Here is a 22,059-nt window from a genome sequence, read left to right as displayed (position 1 = left end):
GGTGTCAGCGATGGAGATCGCCGCAGGCTTCCGGCTGCCGAGTGACCTCAAGCACTTTGAGCGTGGCCATGCCCGCTGGGGTCGGCCATTCTATGCGCTGCCCGGCAGACAGACCCAGCAAGGCCGCGCCAATCGGCGCCAACACCGAAATGCGGTTCTGAGCGCCATCGGCGTCGCGTGGGTATACCAAGGTCAGCAGTTTCGGTTCCTCGCCCTCCAATTGCACCCGCGCCGTGCTATTCATCGTGACCACATCGGGCGGCATCGCGGGCGGCTCGAATATATCGGCCCGTTCCAGCTCCGCTTCCAGGCCTGGCGCTACGGGGTGACCGTATTCGCAGGTGGACAGCAATCGGAAGAGGCGCTCGTAATCCAGCGAGGAAACGATGATAGGGGGTGGAATCGACATATGAGCTCCCGGCAGATGAACAAAGGGCACCGCTCGGGTGCCCATTTGGATAAATCCGTACTGGATTCATTGCTCGATGTTAATTGAAGCTTTGCGTCTTTAAAAGAGTGAATTCCTTTTATTTATTTCAAAATAAAAGGAACTTTTGAAATAATCACACTAGCAGGCCGTTGAAAAACCAACAGCCATTCATTTGGTATAATCATCAACATCCAACGAACCGCGAAAGCACCCGATGAGAGGCGTCCGCAACGACAGTCAGACGAGCCTGTTCAGCTACATCCAGCTGGAAGATCGCATCCCGGCCAATCACCCGCTGCGCAAGATCCGCCAGATGGTCGACCTGGTGCTCGGCTCGATGAATGAGGTATTCGACGGCTTATATTCCCGCGTCGGGCGGCCTTCGATTCCGCCTGAACATCTGCTGCGCGCCTCCCTGCTGCAAGTGCTCTACACCATCCGCTCCGAGCGGCTGCTGGTCGAGCAACTGGACTACAACCTGCTGTTTCGCTGGTTCGTCGGCCTTTCCGCCGATGCCCGCGTATGGGATCACTCGACCTTCTCGCAAAATCGCGACCGCTTGTTTACCGAAGACGTCGCCCGCGCCTTCTTCATTCGCGTACGCAGCCTGGCCGAGTGGGGCAAGCTCACCAGCGACGAACATTTCAGCGTCGACGGCACGCTGATCGATGCCTGGGCTTCGCACAAAAGCTTTGTTCACAAGGATGACGACACCTCCCCACCCGCAGGGCGCAACCCGGACGTCGATTTCCGGGGTGAGAAGCGAAGCAACCAGACGCATCAATCGCGAACCGATCCGGAAGCGCGACTGGCCCGCAAGAGCGCCGGCGACGCCAGCCGCTTGTGCCATATGGCCCATATCCTGACCGAGAACCGCAACGGTCTGGTGGTGGACGTCTCGGTGTCCGAGGTCAATGGCCACGCCGAAAACATCGAAGCGCTGAACCTGTTGCTGCGCAATGCCAAGAAAGGCAGCACCGTCGGCGCGGACAAGGGCTATGACACGCCGGCTTTCGTGAACGGCTGCAGAGACTTGGGCATCACGCCGCACGTGGCGCGCAAGCGTGTCGGCAGCGCCATCGACAGCCGCACCACGCGCCATGAGGGTTACGCGATCAGCCAGCGGCGACGCAAACGGATCGAGGAATGCTTCGGCTGGCTGAAAACCGTCGGAGGCCTTCGCAAAACCAAACTGATCGGCCGGGCCAAACTGGCCGGGCAAACTTTTTTAGCGTTTGCGACCTATAACCTGATCCGCATGGGCAGCCTGTCCGGCTGTTGGGGCGGATCGCATGTATAGGGCGTATTGCGCCCAAAATCGCCGGATAACCGGCAAACAGCCTGAAAACCCAGGCAGAGAGCGGATTTATTGGCATTCTGCCCGCTGAAACCGCCCATTTTTGTTCATATGGAAATGGGTTGGGGCAAGATCGACGTGTTTTTCAACGGCCTGCTAGCCCAGCAAAGAAAGAGCGGCCTGCGGCGCGATGTTGGCTTGACCCAGCACCGACGTGCCGGCGCGGCCCAGTATCTGTTGCGCAGCCAGTTTGGCGGTGGCGGCGGCATAGTCCGTATCGCTGATGCGGCTGTTTGCGGCCTGGGTGGCCAGATTGGAGCTTTGCAGATTGTTGACGACTGCCTCGAAGCTGTTATTTGCCGCCCCCAGGGTCGTGCGATACGAGGAGAGCGTGTTTTGATCGCTTTGCAGGTTTTGTTGCGCAGATAGCGCATTGGCCTGGGTGGTGATGTCTATGGTCTTGGTTGCCGCCAAATTGGCGTTGTAAGCATTGAGTCCGCCGGAGCCCGGAGCGGCCGACAAATCAACCCCGGGAACCGTGATCTGATTGGAGCTCGTGCCATTTGGCCCCACCTGGAACGTGGTGCCGTTGCCTCCGGTCAGCAACGGCGTGCCGTTGAACTGGGTGCTTTGGATAATCTGGGAGTTGGCCTGGGTCAGCTGATCGACCTGCTGTTGCAATGCCTGGCGATTGCTGGCGCTCAAGGCGCCATTGCCGGCCTGGATGGCCAGATCCTGAATCTGTTGGTTGTTGCTTTGCAACTGGCTGACGGCGGAGTCCGCGGTTTGCAGGAGAGACACGCCGTCGTTGGTGTTGTTGATGGCCTGATTGTTGCCGTTGATCTGCGCCTGCAACTGCTGGGCGATGGCCAAGTTGGCGGCATTGTCGGCCGCGCTGTTCACTGCCTTGCCGGATGCCAGCTTGGCTAGCGTTTGCTTGGTGGCCTGCTGGGTCTTGTCCAGCTGATACTGGCCAGCCAAGGAGGCCACATTGGTGTTGACGGTCAGTGCCATGTTCTCTCTCCCGCAAACGGACTGCCGTCAGGGCAATACCGCCTACTTAGTTTAGAAACAATCGCTTGCACCGGCAATATCAATTTAAGGTATGCAATGATTAGCAACAATTTAGCCGGAGTGGGGCGTCGCCCCGCGCCGGCGGGCGGGGCGCAAGGCTTACTTGAAGCTGGGCTTTTCCGGCGTGCCTGCGGATTGAGTCAAGATCTCATAGCCGCTGTCCGTCACCAGCACGGTATGTTCCCATTGCGCGGACAGGCTGCGGTCTTTGGTGACCACGGTCCAGCCGTCAGCCAGGATGCGCAGGTGGCGCTTGCCCTGGTTGATCATCGGCTCGATGGTGAAAATCATGCCGGGCTGGATTTCCAAGCCGGTGCCGGGGCGGCCGTAATGCAGGATCTGCGGCTCCTCATGGAATTTCTTGCCGATGCCATGGCCGCAGAACTCCTGCACCACGCTGTAGCCGGCGCTTTCGGCATGCTGCTGAATGGCGTAGCCGATGTCGCCCAGCGTGGCGCCCGGTTTGACCTTCTCTATGCCCTTCCACATGGCCTCGTACGTGATCTTGCATAGGCGCTTGGCGTGCGGGCTGACGTCGCCGACGTAGAACATGCGGCTGGTATCGCCGTGGTAGCCATCCTTGATCACGGTGATGTCAAGGTTGACGATGTCGCCATTCTTCAACGCCTTGTCGTTGGGAATGCCGTGGCAGATCACGTGGTTGACGGAAGTGCAGATGGACTTGGGATAGGGATTGTGACCGCCCGGCGCATAGTTCAGCGGGGCGGGGATGGTGCCCTGCACGTTGACCATGTAGTCATGGCACAGCTTGTCTATGGCTTCGGTGGTGATGCCGGGCTTGATATGCGGGGTAATGAAGTCGAGGACTTCCGAGGCGAGTTTGCCTGCGACGCGCATCTTCTCGATGTCGGCCGCGTCTTTGATTTGAATGCTCATTGGTGGCTTGCTGTTTTCATCGGCTAATGAGACGTAATTCTAGCAAAATGTGGCCTCGACGGACACGCCAAGCGCGCCGCCAGGCGTCGGCGCTTTCTATACTGGTGCGGGAAGGTCCGCCTGGGAGAGTGAAGATGCGCGCATGGATGCTTATGCTGTGGCTGATGTTGGTCCCGCGCCTTGCCGGTGCCGGCAACGTCATGGCGGTGCGTTACATCAGCGATGCGCCTCGCTATCAGCAATACATAGAGTTGCTGCGCACCGCGCTGGACAAAACCATTCCGGAGTACGGCCCTTATGCGATGAGCCATCCGGAAGCCGAAATGAATGAACCCCGCTATCTGGCGGAGGCGGTATCGGGCAAGCGCGTCAATGTGGTGTGGAGCGCGACGTCAGTGGAGCGCGAGCATGCGCTGATTCCGATCCGCATCCCCTTGAGCAAGGGTTTGCTGGGCTATCGCATCGGCCTGATCCGCGCGGGCGATCAGGCGCGCTTTTCCCAGGTAAAGACACTGGACGATCTGAGGCATTTCACTTTCGGCATGGGACCGGGCTGGGGGGATATTCCGATCTGCCGCCATGCCGGGCTGACCATCTGGATTGATCCTTATGAAAAGCTATTCGCAATGCTGACGGCGGGACGGTTTGATTTCTATTCTCGCGGCGTCAACGAGATATTCACGGAGTACCAAACGTTTCAACTGGCCAAGCAGGGCATCGCCGTGGAGCAGGATTTGCTGCTGCATGCGATCTACCCGTTCTATTTTTTCGTCAGCCCGGCCGAGCCGCGGCTGGCCAGCCGTCTCAAGGCCGGGTTGGAGAAAATGCTGAACGACGGCAGTTTTGACGCCATTTTCTGGAAATACAACCGCGCCAGCATCGAGCGGGGCAATCTTCCGCGCCGGCGTGTGATCGAGCTGCTTAACCCGGCCTTGCCGCCCGACACGCCCTTGTCGGATCGCCGGTTGTGGTTTACGCCATCGACGCGCGCGCCTTGATGTCCGCGCTTAGGGGCTGCTGACGTTTGCTGAGCGGCCGCGCCGGGATGCGTATTGAGACGAATCAAGGCGTTTCGCGCGCCGCATTTCATTTTCTGCCAGCGCGAAGCAGCGAAGGGGCGGCGCGAAAGGCGCCCGGCCTTGCGGGTTTGGCGTAGCGCAAACGCCGCCTAGCCAAACGTCAATGGCGCTTGGGACGGGCAGAAAAAAGCCCGCTATGCGGCGGGCTGGTATTTTCCTGCGGGTCCGATCAGACCGATTCTTGGTGGTAGCGCGTGACGCGCTCCACTTCCTGCTTGGAGCCAAGGAAAACGGCCACGCGCTCATGCAGCTTGGTCGGCTGGATGTCCATGATGCGTTGATGGCCGTTGGTGGCCGCGCCGCCGGCTTGTTCCACCACAAAGGCCATCGGGTTGCCTTCGTACATCAGGCGCAGCTTGCCGGCCTTGGATGGGTCGCGCGCATCCTTGGGATACATGAAGATGCCGCCGCGAGTCAGGATGCGGTGCACTTCGGCCACCATGGAAGCCACCCAGCGCATATTGAAGTCGCGCGCGCGCGGGCCGGTCTTGCCTGCCAGCAGCTCCTCGACATAGCGGCGCACCGGCGCCTCCCAGTGCCGCATATTGGACATATTGATGGCGAACTCGCTGGTTTGCTCCGGCACGCGCATGTCCGGATGAGTCAGCACGAAAGAGCCTTGCTCGCGGTCCAGCGTGAAGCCGTGCACGCCGCTGCCGAAGGTCAGCACCAGCAGGGTTTGCGGGCCATACACGGTATAGCCGGCGGCCACTTGATGCGTGCCGGGCTGCATGAAGTCATGCTCGGTCGGCTGCGTCACGCCTTCCGGGCAGCGCAGGATGGAGAAGATGGTGCCGATGGAGATGTTGACGTCGATATTGGAAGAGCCGTCCAGCGGATCGAACAGCAACAGGTATTCGCCCTTGGGGTATTCGCCCGGAATGTGATAGGGCAGCTCCATTTCCTCAGAGGCCATGGCAGCCAAGCTGCCGCCCCATTCATTGGCGTCCAGCAGGTAATCGTTGGCGATGACGTCAAGCTTCTTCTGCGCCTCGCCCTGGATGTTGCCGGTGCCGGCCTCGCCCAGCACGCCAGCCAATGCGCCTTTGTTCACCGAGTAGCTGATGGCCTTGCAGGCGCGGCCGACGGTCTCGATCAGCAGACGCAGTTCGGGCGGCAGCGTGCCCGCTTTGCGCTGCTGTTCGATCAGGAATCGGGAGAGGGTGATACGGCTCATGACTTTCCTTTGGAATGGATAGGTGCGCGAATGATAATGCCGTTGGATTGGCTTCACAATGCGGGATTATAGCGGATATGCCTGCATGGGCGCGCGGCGAGGACTATCAAGAAGAGAGTAATTCTGCGTAGGAGCATGCCATGCGCTGCGGAATGTTCGCGCTTTTGTTATGGGGCCTCACGCTGGCAGCGCCGGCGAGCGCCTTGACCATTTACACCGAAGACTGGCCGCCAATCACCTTTCAGCACAATGGCGTGGCCGACGGCATGGCCGTGGAGGTGGTGCGGGCAATCCAGGCGCGCATCCACGACAACAGCTCCATCGAGGTAGTGCCGTGGGCGCGCGGCTACAAGGAGTTGCTGACCCTTCCCGATGTGATGCTGTTCACGGTGGGGCGCAGCGATGCCAGAGAGAGGCAGATGACGCTGCTGGGGCCGATCGCGGTTTCGCAGACGGTGTTGCTGGCGCGCAAGGGGGAGGCCAAAAAGCTGCTGGCCCTGGGGGCGGGCATTTATCAGCGCCCCGTAGGCGCCTATCGCGGCAGCATCTTCGCCGACGCCGCCTCCGCCGCGGGCTTCGTCGAGGTGGATCTGGCGCCCACGCCGCAAATCACGGCCCAGAAGCTGCTCTTGGGCCGCTACGACATGTGGGTGGAGGGCGGTTTCGTCGTCGCGTCGGTGCTCAAGGACATTCATAAGCCTGCCGATGCGGTGGAAGTGGTGCGCGTGCTGGAGTCGCTTGAGCTGTATCTTGCATTTTCCCGCGGCACGACGGCGGAGGAGGTGAGGCGCTGGCAAGACGGCTTCTCCGCCATCAAGAAAGACGGCACCTTCAAGCGCATCTACAACAAGTGGCTGCCGCGCGATGCGGCGCCGCTTGAGATGAAAATGATAGGCCTGCCGCCCGGACCGATTCGCTAGTCCGAGCGTCCGTCACGCAAGGCCGGCCACTCCGCCAGGCGGATGTTTTCCGGCACGCCGCGGCGCTTGGCGACGCCCACGCGCTGCGCCCGGTAGATGCCGGAATGGCCGGAGCACAAGTAGCTGACCACGCAGGCCAATCCGGCGTAAACGCCGATTTCCGGACCGAACAGCTCCATCGCCATCACCGTTGAAGCCAGTGGGGTATTGGCCGCGCCGGCGAACACGGCGACAAATCCCATGCCGGCCAATAGCGGAAACGGCAGATGCAGAATGGGCGACAGCGCATTGCCCAGGGTCGCGCCGATGTAAAACAGCGGCGTCACCTCGCCGCCCTTGAAGCCGGATCCCAGGGTGGTCACGGTGAAGGCCAGCTTGCCGGCGAAGTCGTAAGCCGGCAGCGGCTGCTGGAAAGCGGAAACGATCGTCGGCACGCCCAGGCCCAGGTAGGCGTCCGCGTGAATCCACGCGGCGGCGAGCGCGACCACGGCGCCGCCCAGCAGCGGCCGCAGCGGTGGGAACGCGATCAGGCGCTTGAGCCCGCCGGACACGGCATGCACGGACTCGGCAAAAAGCTTGCCCGTCAGTCCGAACATCGCGCCGGCCAGCACCGCTGCCGCCAGCCCCCAGAGTGTGGGCGAAGGGATGAAGGGGATGCGGTAATGAGCGTGTTGCACGCCCCATGACAGGCTGACTTGATCCCCCAGCGCGGCGGCCGCCAGGCAGGGGAGGATGGCGTCGTAGCGCAGGCGCCCCATGGCCAGCACTTCCAATCCGAAGATGGCGCCGGCCAGCGGCGTGCCGAACACTGAGGCGAAGCCGGCGCTGATGCCGGCCATCAGCAGTAGCCGTCTGTCATCCGGCTTCAGCGGCAACCATTTGTGAACCTGATCGGCCAGGGCGCCGCCCATCTGCACCGCCGTCCCCTCGCGCCCGGCGGAGCCGCCGCATAGATGGGTGGCCACGGTGCCGATCAGCACCAACGGCGCCATGCGCAGGGGAATGGTTTTCTTGGGATCGTGGATTTCGTCTATCAGCAGATTGTTGCCGGCCTCCACCTCCCGGCCCAGCAGGTGATAGGCCATGCCGACGGCGAAGCCTGCCAGCGGCAGCAGCCAAATCAGCCAGGCGTGGCTCAGGCGGGTCTGCGTGGCCCAATCCACCCAGAACAGAAAGATGGCGGAGGCGCTGCCGGCCAGCGCGGCGACAAGCGCGGACAACAGCAGCCATTTGCCGATATGGGGCAGGGCGGAAAGTCTTTGCGGGAAAATGAGGTATTTCATGAGCGTCCAATGCGTTCGAATGGCGGATCGCCTGGACGGGCGCGCTTGAAGGGTGCGCCTACAGCTTCCGTCCAGGAATACTGTAGGCATCATCAGCCTCTGGCGAGGCGGTTAAGGGAGGCATGCCATCTCCGCTTTGCCGATATTGTACGAGGCGTGGGCTTTTTAGCGCAAGCCGCCGGATCAGCGCGGCAGAGGACCGGTTTTGTCGGCCTCGCTCTCCAGCCAGCGGCAGAAGGCTTCCACGGTGGCGTCCTCCGCCGCCATGCGCGGCGCCACCCAGCAGTAGTCGCGCACGCTCACCACCGGCGCGGGCAGCGGCCGCAATAGCTGGCCGGCGTCTATCAGCGCTTGCGCCATCGGCAGCGGCCCCAGCACCACGCCCAGGCCATCCACGGCGGCTTGCAGGGCCAGGGAGAATTTGTCGAAATGCATGGCGCTGGCCGGCTTCAGTTCCGGCGCGCCGGCCAGGGTCAGCCAGCGCTGCCAGGCGGTGGGCCGGGTGTCGGCATGCAACAGCGTGTGCGAAACCAAGTCGGCGGGGCTCTGCAGCGGCAATCGCTCCAACAGCGCCGGGCTGGCCAGCGGCAGCTCCCACTCCTTCAGAAACGGCTTGGCGATGTGGCCGGGCCAGTCGCCGGGGCCGCGGCGGATGGCGATGTCGAAGGGCGCGTCCAGCCGCGACAGGTCGCGGTCCGATGTCACCAGGTGCAACTCCAGCTCCGGAAAGCGCGCGCGGAAACGCTGCAGCCGCGGCAGCAGCCAGTAAGCGGCGAAAGTGGGCGTGGAGTTGATGCTGAGCCGGCGCTGCGTGTCGGGCTGCAGTAACTGGGCCGTGGCGTTGGCGATCAGGTCCAGCCCGTCTTGAACTTGAACCAAGTAGCGCCAGCCGGCGTCTGTCAGCTTGACGCGTCCGCCGCTGCGCTCAAACAGCATGACGCCTAGCCAATCTTCCAGCTGCTTAATCTGTTTGCTCACAGCGCCGTGGGTGACGAACAGCTCGCCTGCGGCCGCGGAAAAGCTTTCCAGCCGGGCCGCGGCCTCGAAAATGCGCAATGAGTTAAGGGGAGGGTAGGTGCTCATGCTGTGATTTTATCTCACAATCCGTGTTGCGATTACTCGTTTGTATGCAAGCGCCGAAAAGCGTAATCTTCAGCCACTACAAAGAGCATATCCGCGCCGCGCGCGCGGACAATGCGGAAACACCGAGTGTAGCCCGGCGGCCAAGCGCCGACGGGCTTGCCGACAACCAAGCCAAGAAGGTCCAGAGTCATGCTAGAAGCTTACCGTCAGCACGTTGCCGAGCGCGCCGCGCTGGGCATTCCGCCCCTGCCGCTGTCCGCCAAGCAGGTTGAAGAACTGGTCGAACTGCTGAAGAACCCGCCGGCCGGCGAGGAAGCCACGCTGGTCGACCTGATCACCCATCGCGTGCCGCCGGGCGTGGATGACGCCGCCAAGGTCAAGGCCTCCTTCCTGGCCGCCGTGGCCGAAGGCAGCGTGAAGTCGCCGCTGGTTTCGCGCGAACTGGCCACCGAGCTCTTGGGCACCATGCTGGGCGGCTACAACATCAAGCCGCTGGTCGACCTGCTGGACGACGCCGCCGTGGCCAAGATTGCCGCCGCCGGCCTGAAGAAAACCTTGCTGATGTTCGACGCCTTCCATGACGTGAAGGAAAAGATGGACAAGGGCAATGCCATCGCCAAGGAAGTGGTCGAATCCTGGGCCAACGCCGAATGGTTCACCAGCCGTCCGGAAGTGGCCGAGAAAATCACCGTCACCGTGTTCAAGGTGCCGGGCGAAACCAATACCGACGACCTGTCGCCGGCCCCGGACGCCTGGAGCCGCCCGGACATCCCGCTGCACTATCTGGCCATGCTGAAGAACACCCGCGCCGACGCGGCCTTCAAGCCGGAAGAAGACGGCAAGCGCGGTCCGATCCAGTTCATTGAGGATCTGAAGAAAAAGGGCCACCTGGTTGCCTATGTGGGCGACGTGGTCGGCACCGGCTCCTCGCGCAAGTCCGCCACCAACTCCGTGGTATGGGCCACCGGCCAGGACATCCCCTTCGTGCCGAACAAGCGCTTCGGCGGCGTGACCCTGGGCGGCAAGATCGCGCCCATCTTCTTCAACACCCAGGAAGACTCCGGCTCGCTGCCTATCGAAGTGGATGTGTCCACGCTGGAAATGGGCGACGTGATCGACGTTTACCCGTACGCCGGCAAGATTGAAAAGAACGGCGCCGTGGTGGCCGAGTTCAAGCTGAAGTCCGACGTGATCCTGGATGAAGTGCGCGCCGGCGGCCGCATCAACCTGATCATCGGCCGCGGCCTGACCTCCAAGGCGCGCGAAGCGCTGGGCCTGCCGGCGTCCACCGAGTTCCGCCTGCCGAAGTCCCCGGTCGATTCCGGCAAGGGCTTCAGCCTGGCGCAGAAGATGGTCGGCCGCGCCTGTGGCCTGCCGGAAGGCAAGGGCGTGCGCCCGGGCACCTACTGCGAACCGAAGATGACCACCGTCGGCTCGCAGGATACTACCGGCCCGATGACCCGCGACGAGCTGAAAGACCTGGCTTGCCTGGGCTTCTCCGCCGACCTGGTGATGCAATCGTTCTGCCACACCGCCGCTTACCCCAAGCCGGTGGACGTGAAGATGCACAAGGAGCTGCCGGCCTTCATCTCCACCCGCGGCGGCGTCTCGCTGCGTCCAGGCGACGGCGTGATCCACAGCTGGCTGAACCGCCTGCTGCTGCCGGATACCGTGGGCACCGGCGGCGACAGCCACACCCGCTTCCCGATCGGCATTTCCTTCCCGGCCGGCTCTGGCCTGGTGGCCTTCGCCGCCGCCACCGGCGTGATGCCGCTGGACATGCCGGAATCGGTGCTGGTGCGCTTCAAGGGCAAGCTGCAGCCGGGCGTCACCCTGCGCGACCTGGTTAACGCTATTCCGCTGTACGCGATCAAGGCGGGCCTGCTGACCGTGGCCAAGGCCGGCAAGAAGAACATCTTCTCCGGCCGCATCCTGGAAATCGAAGGCCTGCCGGACCTGAAGGTGGAGCAAGCGTTCGAACTGACCGATGCCTCGGCCGAGCGTTCCGCCGCCGGCTGCACCGTGCACCTGAACAAGGAGCCCATCGTCGAGTACATGCGTTCCAACATCACGCTGATGAAGGCCATGATCGCCGATGGCTACCAGGACGCGCGCACGCTGGAGCGCCGCATCCAGGCCATGGAAGACTGGATCGCCAACGGCCAGCTGCTGAAGGGCGATGCCGACGCCGAATACGCGGCCGTGATCGAAATCGACATGAACGAAGTGACCGAGCCCATCGTCGCCTGCCCGAACGACCCGGACGATGTGAAGCTGATGTCCGAAGTGTCCGGCACCAAGATAGACGAAGTGTTCATCGGTTCGTGCATGACCAATATCGGCCACTTCCGCGCCGCGTCCAAGCTGCTGGAAGGCAAGGCGGACATTCCGGTCCGCCTATGGGTGGCCCCGCCGACCAAGATGGACGCCAAGCAGCTGACCGAAGAAGGCCACTACGGCGTGCTGGGCCGCGCCGGCGCGCGCCTGGAAATGCCGGGCTGCTCGCTGTGCATGGGCAACCAGGCCCAGGTGCGCGAAGGCGCGACCGTGATGTCCACCTCCACCCGCAACTTCCCGAACCGCCTGGGCAAGAACTCCAACGTGTTCCTGGGTTCCGCCGAACTGGCCGCGATCTGCTCCAAGCTGGGCAAGATCCCGACGGTGGAGGAATACCAGGCCAATATCGGCATCATCAATGAGAAGGGCGCTGAAGTTTACAAGTACCTGAACTTCGACCAGATCCAGGAATACCAGGAGCTGGCCGCCAGCAAGGCTTGAGCATAATAATTAGGGGTCAACACGAGGCGACGCCGTCCATCCTGCGGGATGGGCGGCGTTTTTTGTTGCTTCGCCCACGCTTAATCGTCGCGCCGCAGTTTGTGAAGTTGGCTGGCCTGGTGGCGGGCATCCTCTTCGCTGTGCAGATAGCGCCGCGTGGTCTGAATGCTGGCATGCCTTAAATTCTGACTGACCAGCAGCAAGGGCACGCCAGCCTCCAGCTGGTGGCTGGCGGCGGTGTGCCGCAGCCAATGGGTGGTGGCCTGGCGCAGCTGGGTCTTCAGCGGCTCGTTGGCTGCGCCTTGCAGCGCCCGGGCAAAGACCTCCTTGCAGATCAGGTAGATGGCCTTGTCCGATAGCGGCGCCATCTTGCCTTTTTCGCCAATGCGGCAGACCAGGGGCGCATCATCTCCGGCGTCAGGGTTTGGCGGCAATCCCAGGCTTTGCCGATAGCGGGCCAAGGCAGCCATCAGCTCATCGGATAAGGGTATGCGGGCGGCGACATCCCCTTTGCCCACCACATTCCACCACCAGCCCCCGTTTCTGCGAACGAGATCTCCCGCGCGGGCGGCCGCGATTTCGCTGCGCCGCGCGCCGGTCAGGTAAAGCAGCGTGAACAGCCAGCGCGCGCGCTCCGCGTGGCGAATCTCCTTGTCGCTGTCTCGCGGCAACTTTTCCAGCGTGTCCTGCAGATGTCGCCAGCAAGCCGCGTCCAGATAGCGTTCCGCCTCCAGGTTGCGTTTCTGGGCCGCGCGGCGGCGTAGCAGCTTGAACGGATTGCCGTTGAGATAGCCCGCGTCGTTGAGATAGGAAAAAAGCGCGCCCAGCACGGTCAGACTGTGGCTGACGCTCTGTGGCGAGAGGGGCCTGGAGAAGGGCTTCCACTGCGGATGGCTTCGCGGGCGGGCGGGGCCTATCCAGTGTTCGGCGGGGTGGGGCGCGGAGAGGAAGCGGCGGTAATCCTGCACATCTTCTCGCTTCATTTGCCCCAGAGTTTGCCGGCGGCTTTCCAGCCACAGCAGCAAACGCTCCGCCTCCTTGCGATAAGCGGCCAGCGTGGCCGGCTGTTCGACATGCTCGGCCAGCCAGGTCAGCACTGCCTGGCTATCGGATTGAGCCTGAATCAGCTGGGCAGGTTGGGCGCTGGGGCGGGTGGTATCGGGCAGCATGGGTGGGTCTTGCGGTGAGATGGGGAAGCGCCATGGCGGCGAGGCTTGTTGAGATGGCCAGGCATGCGCATATTTCAGCCAATAACTTCCGATAAGTATAATTATCGGAAAAATATAGCGCAAATGATAAATATATAATGATATACGTAGTATATTTTATGATTTGCATTTGTTACACTTGTGAAGGAAAACGAACAAAAGGCTCGAGCATGGCAAGCGATATCTATGCGCGCATTCGGCAAGTCGCGTTTGAACTGGTGGGCGAGGGCGCCTGGCCCACCGTGGCCGAGGTGAGAGCCCGCCTAGGCAGCGGCTCCAACACCACGATTAATAATGTGCTGAAGGAATGGCGGCAGGATTTTCTTTCCCGCATGGCGACTTCCTCTCGCCGCCCGGATTGGCCGGCCAGCCTGGCAGAATCATTCGAACAGGTGTGGCAAAAGGCCTGCGACGAGGCGGAGCTGCAGCTCGATGCGGTGCGCCAGGAGATCGAAGCGGAAGCCGCCGCGCTGCGCGACGAGCGCGCGCAACTCTTGTTGCAACAGGAGCAGGCGGCGGCGGAGCTCCAGTCCTTGCGCCATGAGCTTGAATTACGGGCCGCGCGCCAGCTTGAGCTAAACGGTGAACTGGAACAGGCAAGGCGCCAGCTGGAAACTGCGCAACGCGAGCGACAGGAACTGCAAGCCGCCCTGGCGCGCCAGCAGCAGGAATTGGCGCAAGCCCGACGGGAGGCCGAGACGCAGCAAGCGGAAGCGGCAGAAAAGCATGCGCAGCAGCTGCGCGAGGCGCGGGACGAGTCCGAGCGCAAGGAGGCGCTGGCATATGAGCGCCTGGAGGGCTTGCGCGTCCGCCTGTACCAGCAAGTGGAAGACGAGCGCAAGGACATGAAGCAGCAGCTGCACAAGCTGGAAACTTCACTGCAGCAGGCGCGGCAAGACGCGGCCAAGGTGGAGGGTTTGTGGCGCGAACGCGTGCTGGAGCGGGAGCGGGAAAACGGCGGGCTGCAAGCGCGGCTTGACATTTTGCAGCAGCAAGCGGAAGAGGCGCGCGCGCAGATATCGCACATGCGCCAATCCGAGGAGGCGGCCAGGCTGGAGTGGCGGCAGGCCACCGAAGTGCTGGCCCGCTTGCAAGAGCGTCAAGCCTTGCTGCCGGGCCAATGGCTGGAACGCGCCTGCGCCGCGCTGCTGACGGAGGAGATGCCGCGCGAGCCTGAGGCTGCCCGCGCCTGGCTGCGCGCGCGCCTGGAGGCGTGATCAAGCCGGGATTGCGGCGCATCATGGCCAGTTGGCGCGCGATCCCCTACAATATTCATCGACTCAATAGCGGCCTCCTCAGCGCGATGCGACCGGAGCCGCTTTTTCATTACGGATCACGGAAAAACAAATGGAACCTGTACGCCTGTCAAAACGCATGGCCGAACTGGGGCTGTGTTCGCGCCGGGAGGCAGACAGCTATATCGAACAAGGCTGGGTCAAAGTCGACGGCGAAGTCGCCGTACTGGGGCAAAAAGTACTGCCGCACAACCGGATCGAGGTCGACAAAAAGGCGCAGGACGCCCAGTCGGCCCGCGTCACCATCCTGCTGAACAAGCCAGTAGGCTATGTCTCCGGCCAGGCCGAGGATGGTTACGAACCCGCGGTGGTGCTGATCAAGCCGGAAAACCACTGGGCGGAGGACGGCAGCCGCAAACGCTTCCAGCCATCGCATTTGCGCGGCCTGGCCCCGGCCGGCCGGCTGGACATCGACTCCGTCGGCCTGCTGGTGCTGACCCAGGACGGGCGCGTGGCCAAGCACCTGATCGGCGAGCATTCCGAGGTGGAAAAAGAGTACCTGGTTCGCGTGGAGGGCCACCTGGCCCCCAACGGACTCGCACTGCTGAACCACGGCCTGGAGCTGGACGGCAAGAAGCTGCTGCCGGCCAAGGTCAGCTGGCAGAACGAAGATCAGCTGCGCTTCGTGCTGCGCGAGGGCAAAAAGCGCCAAATCCGCCGCATGTGCGAACTGGTGGGGCTGCGCGTCGTCGGACTGAAGCGCATCGCCATCGGCAAGGTCAAGCTGGGCAACCTGCCCACCGGACAGTGGCGCTATCTGCGCGACGACGAACAATTCTGACTGGGCGCGCAAGCAAAAACAGGGAGGCAGGCCATGCTTGATCAATTATTGCGCAAACTGGGTTGGGACGGGCAGAGCCGGCAGCGCGCGCGCCTGCTCGCCGCGCAGATCGAGCAACTGATCGACCTCTGCGACAAGCGGCTGCGTTTGCTGCCGGGATATCAGGACGCGCTGGCGCCCGGCATGCGCACCGCACAGGACTACCTGTCTTCGTTGATGACCCAGCTGCCACCGGTGCTGGACCTGTCTCTGGCCAGCTTCGCGCGCGATCCCCGGCTGGGCTTGCTGTTCGCCGGCCCGGCCAGCCTGCTGGAACTGCTGGAAAATAGTGATAAATTGCGGGCGTTTTTCCTGTCCGCATCCAATGGCGACGAAGCCTGGGCCTTGCTGACCATGCAACGCAGCGAAACCCGGCGCTTTGGCGTCTCCATGGAAAACGGCGAACTGCGCAGCGATGTGGCGCAGATCGTGGTCAGCTTCGATGGCCATCGCCTGATGATGCCCAGCCCCAGCCTGGAAGATTTCCTGCGCCGCTCCGGTGCGCATGCGCTGGACGTGCTGGTATCGGTCATCGCGCGGCGGCTGGAGTTGCTGGAACAGACGCGCCAGCAGCTTGAATCCGAGCAAGCCAGACTGCAATTGCGGCGCATGGCGCTGCAGTCGGAGGGCTGCACCGTGGTGGACGGCCAGTCCGGGGCGGATCTGCCCGATACCCTGTCCGCGGTGAACGCCCGCCTGGATGAACTGGCCCCGCAGCTGGAAGCGTTGCGCAGCCACGCCAGCCTGGAAGGTATTTTGCAGGCGGTGCGCCAGGTTCTGGAGCAGCCGCAAGATTTTTTCAGCCTGCAAACGGTGACGCTGTGGTTGAATCGAATGGGCATCAAGCTGGATGCCGAGGCGGAGGAGGCTACCGAACTCAGCCTGGAGGAGGTGGTTCTGGGCCAAGTGCAACCCGTGCGCCGCGCCCTGATGCCGGTGCGCATCCGCCGCGAGGCCATTGAAGAGCTGCGGCGACAGTTTGGCGACGGCTAAGGCCTGCCAGGCGCGCGCTGGCCGAGTCATCGCGCCCACTCCCCGGCTTGCTAGTGAAGTTTTGTTGGCGACGCTAAGTAAAAATGCTGCGCGCGGCGGCAAACCGGCTATGCTGAATACAGACAAGTTTCAATCGGCCTCAGGGCGGTCGGTTGAATCTCCCCCGACCTCCTGGCCGGGGTTTTTTTTGTCTTTTCCGGCCTGCCGATGCCGGCCATCCTGGCCGAACAGCCACGCGCGCGATTGCTCGCTCACCGTTGGCGAGCGATTGATTTCCCCCGCCCTAGCATAGGCGCGCCGCACCGCCGGCCGCGCCGCGATGCGGTGAAACCAGGCTTGCAGCGACGGGAAGTCGTCCAGATTTTGGCGTTGCTTCTCATGCGGCACGATCCATGGGTAGCAGGCCATGTCCGCGATGGAGTATTCTCCGGCGATGTAGCCGCGGCCATCCTCCAGCTGCGTGTCCAGCACGCGGTAGAGCCTGGCCGTCTCGCGCACGTAGCGGTCTATCGCATAAGGCAAGCGCTCCGGCGCATACTGGACGAAGTGGTGGTTCTGCCCCGCCATCGGCCCCAAACCCGCCATCTGCCAGAACAGCCATTGCAGCGTCTCATTGCGCCCACGCAGGTCTTGTGGCAGGAATCGACCGGTCTTTTCCGCCAGATAGAGCAGGATCGCTCCGGATTCAAACAGGCCCAGCGGCTGGCCGCCATCCGCCGGCGCGTGGTCCACGATGGCCGGAATGCGGTTATTCGGCGCGATGCGCAGAAAATCCGGCGCAAACTGCTCTCCCTGGCCGATGTTGACCGGCACGATGCGATAGGGCAGGCCGCTTTCCTCCAGGAATATCGTGATCTTGTGGCCATTGGGCGTGGTCCAGTAATGCAGGTCGATCATGCAAATCTCCCATCTTCTGCGAGTGGCGGACGCGAGCCAAGCCGCCCGGCATGGACGACAAGGCCCGGAGACGCGGATAATGCGCTCATGTGCGTTAACTTTCTTACCATAGCCTCCGGCCAGCTGCGGGAGCACTTCGGCGCCGATCCCGGCTCGGCGCAGTGGCTGGCGGAAGCCTGGCAGGACTATCTGGCGCCCATCCTCACCCGCGATGGCGTGCGCCTGGCTTCCTACGGCTTCCTCCCCAAGCGGCACCAGCCGGATGGCGTGCGCCTGTCCACCACCAATGCCCGAGCCGAAACCCTGGGCCAGCTGCGCACTTATCGCGACGCTTGGCGCCATGGCCAGCTGTGCCTGGTTCCCATGCGGGCGTTTTTCGAGCCAAGCTATGAAAGCGGCCGGGCGGTGCGCATGCGGATTGGCCTGGCAGATGGCGCGCCGTTTGCCGTGGCGGGCTTGTGGCGGGAGTGGCAGGAGGCGGATGGTTCGATCAGCACCGCATTCACCCAAATCACCATCAATGCCGACCCGCATCCGCTCATGCGGCGCATGCACAAGCCTGGCGACGAGAAGCGCATGCTGGTCATCGTCTCGCCCGCCGACTACGACGCTTGGCTCAACTGCCGCGATCCGGAAGCCGCCCGCGCTTTTCTGCAAGCCTGGCCGGCGGAGCAGATGACGGCGACGCCGGAGGCGCCGCATCCGCCACGGCAGGGCGCCTTGTTCTAGCCCGCCTTATATCCATAGCCGGTAGAGCCAGAACGATTCATCCTCGATGAAACGCTTGGCAAACGCGCCAGGCGCAAAACCCGTGATGCGCTTGCTGGCGCGGCTCAGGTGAGCCTGATCGGCAAATCCCTGGTCTTGCGCCAGCTCGGCCCAGTCCGGCTGCAAGCCAGCCTCATATTGCGCCCGCGCGGCAAAAAACACCCCCTCCGTCCGCACCAGGGACTGCCATTCCCGCAAGGAGCGGCCGCTATAGGTCTTGATCCTGCGCTCAACCTGGCGCTGGCTGTGCGTGGCGGCCCATTGTCTGGCTTGCCAGCCCAGCCGCTCCACCCAGTCCCGCCCCAGCCGCAGCAACGACGGAACCGCGCCTTGCCCGTGGCGAACCCGCTGCCAGCAAACAGCGAGGTGGCGCTCCAGCGTCGCCAGCGTGGCGGCATCATCCTGGGCGGCCAGCAGATCGGCGAGCATGGCCTGCCACTCCGGGCCGAGCGCCAAGCGGGCATCCACCACCTTGTCATGCACGGCCGCCACGTCCAGCCGAAACAGGGCCTGCGCGACATCGGCCGTGAAGCACACGCTAACGGCGCGGCCAGGCGACGACGTCCAGCTTACCCGCGGCAAGGACTGGCTGCCGGACAGCACCATCGGCGAGGCAAACGCCCGCCAACAGCCGCCGATGCCATCCGGCGCCGGCTCCACCAGGCCGCCCTCCATGCCCTGAAACCAAGACAGGGTAAGCAGCAAGGAGGCTGGAAAATGGGTCAGCCTTTGCGCCTCACTCAGCGCCAAGCCGCGAGTGTCGCGCCGGGCAATCGCCGCCAGCGCGCCTTGCAGCGAACGGGGAGTCTGAAGCAACCTGGCGGCAGTCTCTGTGGCGGCGCGCGGCGCGCGCGCCAGCGGGTGGGGGCAGGGCAGGGCGTCTGCCTGGCATTCTGTTTGCATGCGAAAAGTATACTCTTGCGCTCTGCCAAATGTCGCTTGCGTTCAATACGGCCTTCACGCGCCACGGCAATATGGCGCCATGAAAACGCCCCACACATCCTCCTGCCCCCTCCACGCCGACACCAAGGCGTCGACGACCGCGAACCCCGGCACGAGCGCCTGGCCGCCCGGACCCAAAGCGGGCCTGACCGGCCTGCGCTTGGTGGCGCGCATGTCGCGCGACTTGCCTGGCGCCTTGGCCGAATGGCAAAGCGAGTTTGGCGACCTGGTGCATGTGCGCACCTGGCCCGAGCATCAGGTCGTCGTCAGCGAGCCTCGCCTGGTGCGCGAGCTGCTGGTAAGCCAGGCCGGCGCGCTAGTCCGTTGGCAACGCGCCCGGCGCATTTTCAGCCGGATACACGGCCACAGCGTGCTGACCGCCGAAGGCGAGGCGTGGCGAAACAAGCGCCAGGCCTTGCAAGCAGATTTCACCCGCCAGGCGGCGCAGGCATTTTCGCCCGCCATCCTCGCGGCTACCGAGCAGGCCTTGTCCGCCTGGCCGGAGCAGGACGATCGCTGGCCGATAGAGCGCGCGCTGACCTCGCTGACCATGGACGTCATCATGCGCATGTTGTTTTCCAACGGCATCGGCGAGGATGCCAGGCGCACCGAGCAAGCTGCTCACGCCTTGATGGTGGCCTCCAATGCCGAGTTCTATCAGCCCTTCAGTCTGCCGGACTGGATGCCCTGGCAACGCGGCAGGCGACAGGCCAGGCAAGTACTGGAGAGATTGATCGAGGACCATTTGCAGACACGGCTGCGCCTGGCGCGCGAGGCGTGGCCAGAAGACCTGCTCAGCCGGCTGTTGCGGCTGCACTTGCAGCAGCCGCAAGCCTGGCCCCTGCAGGCCGTGAGAGACGAATGCAAGACCACTTTCCTGGCCGGCCACGAGACGGTGGCCGCCACCTTGACCTGGTGGGCCTGGTGCATGGCCTCGCATCCCGAGGCGCAGGCGGCCGCTCGCGCCGAAGCAAGGCAGTTTGCGCCGGAGCAGGCCATGGGCCAGGCTGGCGCGCCCTGGCGCTATCTGGTCCAAACCCTGCAGGAAACGCTGCGCCTGCATCCCGCCGCGCCGATACTGATCAGCCGCCGCGCCTTGCAGCCCGTCACCTTGGGCGACTGGCGCCTTCCAGCCGGCACCATGTATCTGGTGCCCGTCCTGCTGATGCACCACGACGCGCGCTGGTTTCCGCAACCGCGGTCATTCCGTCCGGAACGTTTCGCCCCGGAAGCCGCCCGCCCGCCGCTGGGCGCCTACCTGCCTTTCGGCTCGGGGCCCAGAGTATGCCTGGGCCAGCATCTGGCCATGAGCGAGATGACGCTGATCGCCGCCCAGCTGCTGCGTCGCTACGAGTTATCCGTGCCGGAAGGGCAGGCGGCGCCGGAGCCTGCGTTTTACATCACCCGGCGGCCGCGCGAGCCTTTGCGCTTGCGCATCAGGCGCCGCTGAGCGCTCACTTGACGCACAGCAGGTCCGTCAGACGGGTGGTGTAGCAGGGGGAGCGCCTATCCTGGCGCATTTCCCAATTATTGGCCAGCGCTTCCGAGGCCAGCCTCAAACGTCCGCGGCCGAACTCGCGGTTGACGGCATCCAGCGTCTGCATCAGCCGCTGCCGGCGCGGATCGGGCGGCGCGGCGAACAGGTCTGCCTGCAGGATGCCGCGCGGCGAGATGTCCATCAGGATCACGCCGGCCTTCTGGTAGCGGTGGCCCCGACGGAAGACCGCGCGCAAGCCAGTCAACGCGGCGCGCGCCAGCGCCAGCGTGTCATCGCTGGGCTGGGGCAGGGGAACCACGGTGTAGCCGTGGTAGCCTTCTTCGATAAACGGGCTGGTGCGTATGCTGACGCCCACTAGCCGAGCCGTGCCGCGCTGGCGGCGCAGTTTTTCCGCGGCGGTGCTGATGTGGTGGCTGATGGCGGCCGCCAGCACATTGAAGTCGCGCGGTTTTTCGCCAAAAGAGCGGCTGGCGATGATCTGTCGCCGCTCCGGCGCGGCCTCGTCCAGTTCCAGGCAATCCACGCCGTTTAGCTCAGCCACCGTGCGCTCCAGCGTCACGCCGAACCGCCGCCTGATGCGCTTGGGATCGGCGCGCTTCAACTGCAGCGCGGTATCCACATCCAGGGCGCTTAGCGCGGCCGCCAGCCGGCGGCCCACACCCCAGACCTTGCCGACCGGCAGGCGGCCCATCAAGGCATCCCGCTCCGCCTCATCCAGCCAGGCCCAGTCGAACACGCCATCCTCCCAGCCCGGCACGCGCTTGGCGACATGATTGGCCAGCTTGGCCAAGGTTTTGCTGCTGCCGATGCCCACGCTGACCGGCAGCCCCAGGCGCCGCCGCACATCTTCTCGCATGCGTCTGGCCAGAGGCGAGACCGCGTCGATGCCGCTCATGTCCAGGAAACACTCGTCTATCGAGTAGATTTCCTGCCCCGGCGCATGCTGGCTCAGGACAGCCATCATGCGGCGGCTCATGTCTCCATACAACGTATAGTTGCTGGAAAACACTTCCACGCCATGTTGGCGGCATTGCTCGGCAATCTCGAAATACGGGCCGAACAGGCTCATCCCCGGCAAGGCCTTGGCCTCGGCGCTGGCCGCCACCACGCAGCCGTCGTTATTGCTGAGCACCACGATGGGCTTGCCTTCCAGGTCCGGCCGGAACACGCGCTCACAACTGGCGTAGAAGTTGTTGCCGTCCACCAGCGCATAGGTTTTCATCGGTAACGCCTCAGGCACGCCGTCACCACGCCCCAGATTTGCAGCTCCTGTCCATCGGCCGGCACGATGGGCGGATAAGCCGGATTCGCCGCGAACAGCGCGCAGCGGCCGGCCTGGCGGCCTAGGCGTTTTACGGTGAATTCGCTGTCGATGACCGCCACCACGATATCGCCATGCCGCGGCGAGCGGCCTTTGTCCACCACCAGCAGATCGCCTTCCAAGATGGCGGCGTCGCGCATGGAGTCGCCAACCACCCGGACCAGAAAGGTGGCTAGCGGATCGCTGACCAAATAAGCCTGCAGATCTATGCCCGGTTCCATGCGGTCCTCCGCCGGCGAGGGAAAGCCGGCCTGAACGGGGGACAAGGCGAGTGGCAACAAGGAAGTAGAAGGCATCAT

At 63.6% G+C, this 22,059-nt stretch carries 20 protein-coding genes and 1 riboswitch; of the genes, 9 read left to right on the top strand and 11 right to left on the bottom strand.

Translation table 11 applies throughout. The features are described from left to right. Positions 1–4: 4 nt before the first annotated feature. Positions 5–409 carry a nucleoside diphosphate kinase regulator gene (gene rnk / locus FYK34_RS06795; RefSeq protein WP_149295658.1) on the bottom strand — a complete coding sequence of 135 codons (405 nt, stop codon included), beginning with the start codon at positions 407–409 and terminating at the stop codon, positions 5–7. A 235-nt stretch (positions 410–644) separates the two neighbouring features. Here rnk and FYK34_RS06790 point away from each other — a divergent pair, with 235 nt between their 5' ends. After that, on the top strand, positions 645–1,730 hold the full coding sequence (locus tag FYK34_RS06790; protein WP_149294741.1) for an IS5 family transposase: 1,086 nt from the start codon (positions 645–647) through the stop codon (positions 1,728–1,730). Positions 1,731–1,883: 153 nt separating this feature from the next. Here FYK34_RS06790 and FYK34_RS06785 read toward each other — a convergent pair whose 3' ends face one another. Together FYK34_RS06785 and map are read right to left on the bottom strand one after the other, a co-directional pair. Further along, positions 1,884–2,741: a flagellin N-terminal helical domain-containing protein gene (locus FYK34_RS06785; RefSeq protein WP_149295657.1), complete on the bottom strand. Its 858-nt coding sequence runs from the start codon at positions 2,739–2,741 to the stop codon at positions 1,884–1,886. 159 nt (positions 2,742–2,900) lie between these two features. After that, complete coding sequence (gene map, locus FYK34_RS06780; protein ID WP_149295656.1) at positions 2,901–3,698, bottom strand: type I methionyl aminopeptidase; 798 nt, start codon at positions 3,696–3,698, stop codon at positions 2,901–2,903. Positions 3,699–3,832: 134 nt separating this feature from the next. On the opposite strand from map, the gene FYK34_RS06775 reads away from it, so the two are divergent. Next, positions 3,833–4,696, top strand: a complete 864-nt coding sequence (locus FYK34_RS06775) for an ABC transporter substrate-binding protein (RefSeq protein WP_149295655.1) — start codon at positions 3,833–3,835, stop codon at positions 4,694–4,696. 250 nt (positions 4,697–4,946) lie between these two features. On the opposite strand, the gene FYK34_RS06770 is transcribed toward FYK34_RS06775, so the two are convergent. Next, positions 4,947–5,954, bottom strand: coding sequence for a class 1 fructose-bisphosphatase (locus tag FYK34_RS06770; protein ID WP_149295654.1), 1,008 nt, complete (start codon positions 5,952–5,954; stop codon positions 4,947–4,949). Between the two features lie 140 nt (positions 5,955–6,094). Here FYK34_RS06770 and FYK34_RS06765 point away from each other — a divergent pair, with 140 nt between their 5' ends. Beyond that, positions 6,095–6,874 carry a substrate-binding periplasmic protein gene (locus tag FYK34_RS06765; RefSeq protein ID WP_231137392.1) on the top strand — a complete coding sequence of 260 codons (780 nt, stop codon included), beginning with the start codon at positions 6,095–6,097 and terminating at the stop codon, positions 6,872–6,874. Here FYK34_RS06765 and FYK34_RS06760 read toward each other — a convergent pair. Both FYK34_RS06760 and gcvA read right to left on the bottom strand, forming a co-directional pair. Further along, positions 6,871–8,157, bottom strand: a complete 1,287-nt coding sequence (locus tag FYK34_RS06760) for a voltage-gated chloride channel family protein (protein WP_149295653.1) — start codon at positions 8,155–8,157, stop codon at positions 6,871–6,873. The genes FYK34_RS06765 and FYK34_RS06760 overlap by 4 nt on opposite strands. A 76-nt stretch (positions 8,158–8,233) precedes the next feature. Continuing rightward, positions 8,234–8,299: riboswitch (Fluoride riboswitch) on the bottom strand. Positions 8,300–8,340: 41 nt separating this feature from the next. After that, a complete protein-coding gene (gene gcvA, locus FYK34_RS06755) occupies positions 8,341–9,240 on the bottom strand; it encodes a transcriptional regulator GcvA (protein ID WP_149295652.1) in 900 nt (299 codons plus the stop codon). A gap of 189 nt (positions 9,241–9,429) precedes the next feature. Between gcvA and acnB the strand changes: the two genes are divergently transcribed. Next, positions 9,430–12,018: a bifunctional aconitate hydratase 2/2-methylisocitrate dehydratase gene (gene acnB / locus FYK34_RS06750; protein WP_149295651.1), complete on the top strand. Its 2,589-nt coding sequence runs from the start codon at positions 9,430–9,432 to the stop codon at positions 12,016–12,018. Between the two features lie 80 nt (positions 12,019–12,098). Here the strand turns inward: acnB and FYK34_RS06745 are convergent, their stop codons facing one another. Next, complete coding sequence (locus tag FYK34_RS06745; protein ID WP_149295650.1) at positions 12,099–13,187, bottom strand: tyrosine-type recombinase/integrase; 1,089 nt, start codon at positions 13,185–13,187, stop codon at positions 12,099–12,101. Between the two features lie 209 nt (positions 13,188–13,396). On the opposite strand from FYK34_RS06745, the gene FYK34_RS06740 reads away from it, so the two are divergent. The 3 genes from FYK34_RS06740 (at position 13,397) to FYK34_RS06730 (ending at position 16,334) form a co-directional block, all read left to right on the top strand. Then, positions 13,397–14,443 (top strand): DNA-binding protein, encoded by a 1,047-nt coding sequence (locus tag FYK34_RS06740; protein ID WP_168209665.1) that lies wholly within the window; start codon positions 13,397–13,399, stop codon positions 14,441–14,443. A gap of 130 nt (positions 14,444–14,573) precedes the next feature. Next, positions 14,574–15,302: a pseudouridine synthase gene (locus FYK34_RS06735; protein ID WP_149295648.1), complete on the top strand. Its 729-nt coding sequence runs from the start codon at positions 14,574–14,576 to the stop codon at positions 15,300–15,302. A 33-nt stretch (positions 15,303–15,335) separates the two neighbouring features. Further along, on the top strand, positions 15,336–16,334 hold the full coding sequence (locus FYK34_RS06730; protein ID WP_149295647.1) for a hypothetical protein: 999 nt from the start codon (positions 15,336–15,338) through the stop codon (positions 16,332–16,334). Positions 16,335–16,463: 129 nt separating this feature from the next. Here FYK34_RS06730 and FYK34_RS06725 read toward each other — a convergent pair whose 3' ends face one another. Next, complete coding sequence (locus tag FYK34_RS06725) at positions 16,464–17,231, bottom strand: glutathione binding-like protein (RefSeq protein ID WP_149295646.1); 768 nt, start codon at positions 17,229–17,231, stop codon at positions 16,464–16,466. An 87-nt stretch (positions 17,232–17,318) separates the two neighbouring features. Here FYK34_RS06725 and FYK34_RS06720 point away from each other — a divergent pair, with 87 nt between their 5' ends. After that, positions 17,319–17,960: an SOS response-associated peptidase gene (locus tag FYK34_RS06720; protein ID WP_149295645.1), complete on the top strand. Its 642-nt coding sequence runs from the start codon at positions 17,319–17,321 to the stop codon at positions 17,958–17,960. A 6-nt stretch (positions 17,961–17,966) separates the two neighbouring features. On the opposite strand, the gene FYK34_RS06715 is transcribed toward FYK34_RS06720, so the two are convergent. Beyond that, positions 17,967–18,902, bottom strand: a complete 936-nt coding sequence (locus FYK34_RS06715; RefSeq protein ID WP_149295644.1) for a helix-turn-helix domain-containing protein — start codon at positions 18,900–18,902, stop codon at positions 17,967–17,969. Between the two features lie 79 nt (positions 18,903–18,981). Here FYK34_RS06715 and FYK34_RS06710 point away from each other — a divergent pair, with 79 nt between their 5' ends. Next, complete coding sequence (locus FYK34_RS06710; protein WP_149295643.1) at positions 18,982–20,391, top strand: cytochrome P450; 1,410 nt, start codon at positions 18,982–18,984, stop codon at positions 20,389–20,391. Positions 20,392–20,395: 4 nt separating this feature from the next. Here FYK34_RS06710 and FYK34_RS06705 read toward each other — a convergent pair whose 3' ends face one another. Together FYK34_RS06705 and FYK34_RS06700 are read right to left on the bottom strand one after the other, a co-directional pair. Further along, positions 20,396–21,661 (bottom strand): Y-family DNA polymerase, encoded by a 1,266-nt coding sequence (locus FYK34_RS06705; protein ID WP_149295642.1) that lies wholly within the window; start codon positions 21,659–21,661, stop codon positions 20,396–20,398. Then, positions 21,658–22,056 carry a LexA family protein gene (locus FYK34_RS06700; RefSeq protein WP_407923603.1) on the bottom strand — a complete coding sequence of 133 codons (399 nt, stop codon included), beginning with the start codon at positions 22,054–22,056 and terminating at the stop codon, positions 21,658–21,660. The genes FYK34_RS06705 and FYK34_RS06700 overlap by 4 nt, the downstream gene beginning before the upstream one ends. Between the last annotated feature and the right edge of the window lie 3 nt (positions 22,057–22,059).

This window comes from Chromobacterium paludis (assembly GCF_008275125.1).
Taxonomy (GTDB): Bacteria; Pseudomonadota; Gammaproteobacteria; order Burkholderiales; family Chromobacteriaceae; genus Chromobacterium; species Chromobacterium paludis.
The sequence above is the reverse complement of the archived record's forward strand: the minus strand, read 5'-3'. Positions and strand labels throughout refer to the sequence as shown.

Excerpts from the sequence above, each read along its gene's own strand:
- rnk (WP_149295658.1), bottom strand. The coding sequence starts at position 409 with ATGTCGATTCCACCCCCTATCATCGTTTCCTCGCTGGATTACGAGCGC.
- FYK34_RS06790 (WP_149294741.1), top strand. The coding sequence starts at position 645 with ATGAGAGGCGTCCGCAACGACAGTCAGACGAGCCTGTTCAGCTACATC.
- FYK34_RS06785 (WP_149295657.1), bottom strand. The coding sequence starts at position 2,741 with ATGGCACTGACCGTCAACACCAATGTGGCCTCCTTGGCTGGCCAGTAT.
- map (WP_149295656.1), bottom strand. The coding sequence starts at position 3,698 with ATGAGCATTCAAATCAAAGACGCGGCCGACATCGAGAAGATGCGCGTC.
- FYK34_RS06775 (WP_149295655.1), top strand. The coding sequence starts at position 3,833 with ATGCGCGCATGGATGCTTATGCTGTGGCTGATGTTGGTCCCGCGCCTT.
- FYK34_RS06770 (WP_149295654.1), bottom strand. The coding sequence starts at position 5,954 with ATGAGCCGTATCACCCTCTCCCGATTCCTGATCGAACAGCAGCGCAAA.
- FYK34_RS06765 (WP_231137392.1), top strand. The coding sequence starts at position 6,095 with ATGCGCTGCGGAATGTTCGCGCTTTTGTTATGGGGCCTCACGCTGGCA.
- FYK34_RS06760 (WP_149295653.1), bottom strand. The coding sequence starts at position 8,157 with ATGAAATACCTCATTTTCCCGCAAAGACTTTCCGCCCTGCCCCATATC.
- gcvA (WP_149295652.1), bottom strand. The coding sequence starts at position 9,240 with ATGAGCACCTACCCTCCCCTTAACTCATTGCGCATTTTCGAGGCCGCG.
- acnB (WP_149295651.1), top strand. The coding sequence starts at position 9,430 with ATGCTAGAAGCTTACCGTCAGCACGTTGCCGAGCGCGCCGCGCTGGGC.
- FYK34_RS06745 (WP_149295650.1), bottom strand. The coding sequence starts at position 13,187 with ATGCTGCCCGATACCACCCGCCCCAGCGCCCAACCTGCCCAGCTGATT.
- FYK34_RS06740 (WP_168209665.1), top strand. The coding sequence starts at position 13,397 with ATGGCAAGCGATATCTATGCGCGCATTCGGCAAGTCGCGTTTGAACTG.
- FYK34_RS06735 (WP_149295648.1), top strand. The coding sequence starts at position 14,574 with ATGGAACCTGTACGCCTGTCAAAACGCATGGCCGAACTGGGGCTGTGT.
- FYK34_RS06730 (WP_149295647.1), top strand. The coding sequence starts at position 15,336 with ATGCTTGATCAATTATTGCGCAAACTGGGTTGGGACGGGCAGAGCCGG.
- FYK34_RS06725 (WP_149295646.1), bottom strand. The coding sequence starts at position 17,231 with ATGATCGACCTGCATTACTGGACCACGCCCAATGGCCACAAGATCACG.
- FYK34_RS06720 (WP_149295645.1), top strand. The coding sequence starts at position 17,319 with ATGTGCGTTAACTTTCTTACCATAGCCTCCGGCCAGCTGCGGGAGCAC.
- FYK34_RS06715 (WP_149295644.1), bottom strand. The coding sequence starts at position 18,902 with ATGCAAACAGAATGCCAGGCAGACGCCCTGCCCTGCCCCCACCCGCTG.
- FYK34_RS06710 (WP_149295643.1), top strand. The coding sequence starts at position 18,982 with ATGAAAACGCCCCACACATCCTCCTGCCCCCTCCACGCCGACACCAAG.
- FYK34_RS06705 (WP_149295642.1), bottom strand. The coding sequence starts at position 21,661 with ATGAAAACCTATGCGCTGGTGGACGGCAACAACTTCTACGCCAGTTGT.
- FYK34_RS06700 (WP_407923603.1), bottom strand. The coding sequence starts at position 22,056 with ATGCCTTCTACTTCCTTGTTGCCACTCGCCTTGTCCCCCGTTCAGGCC.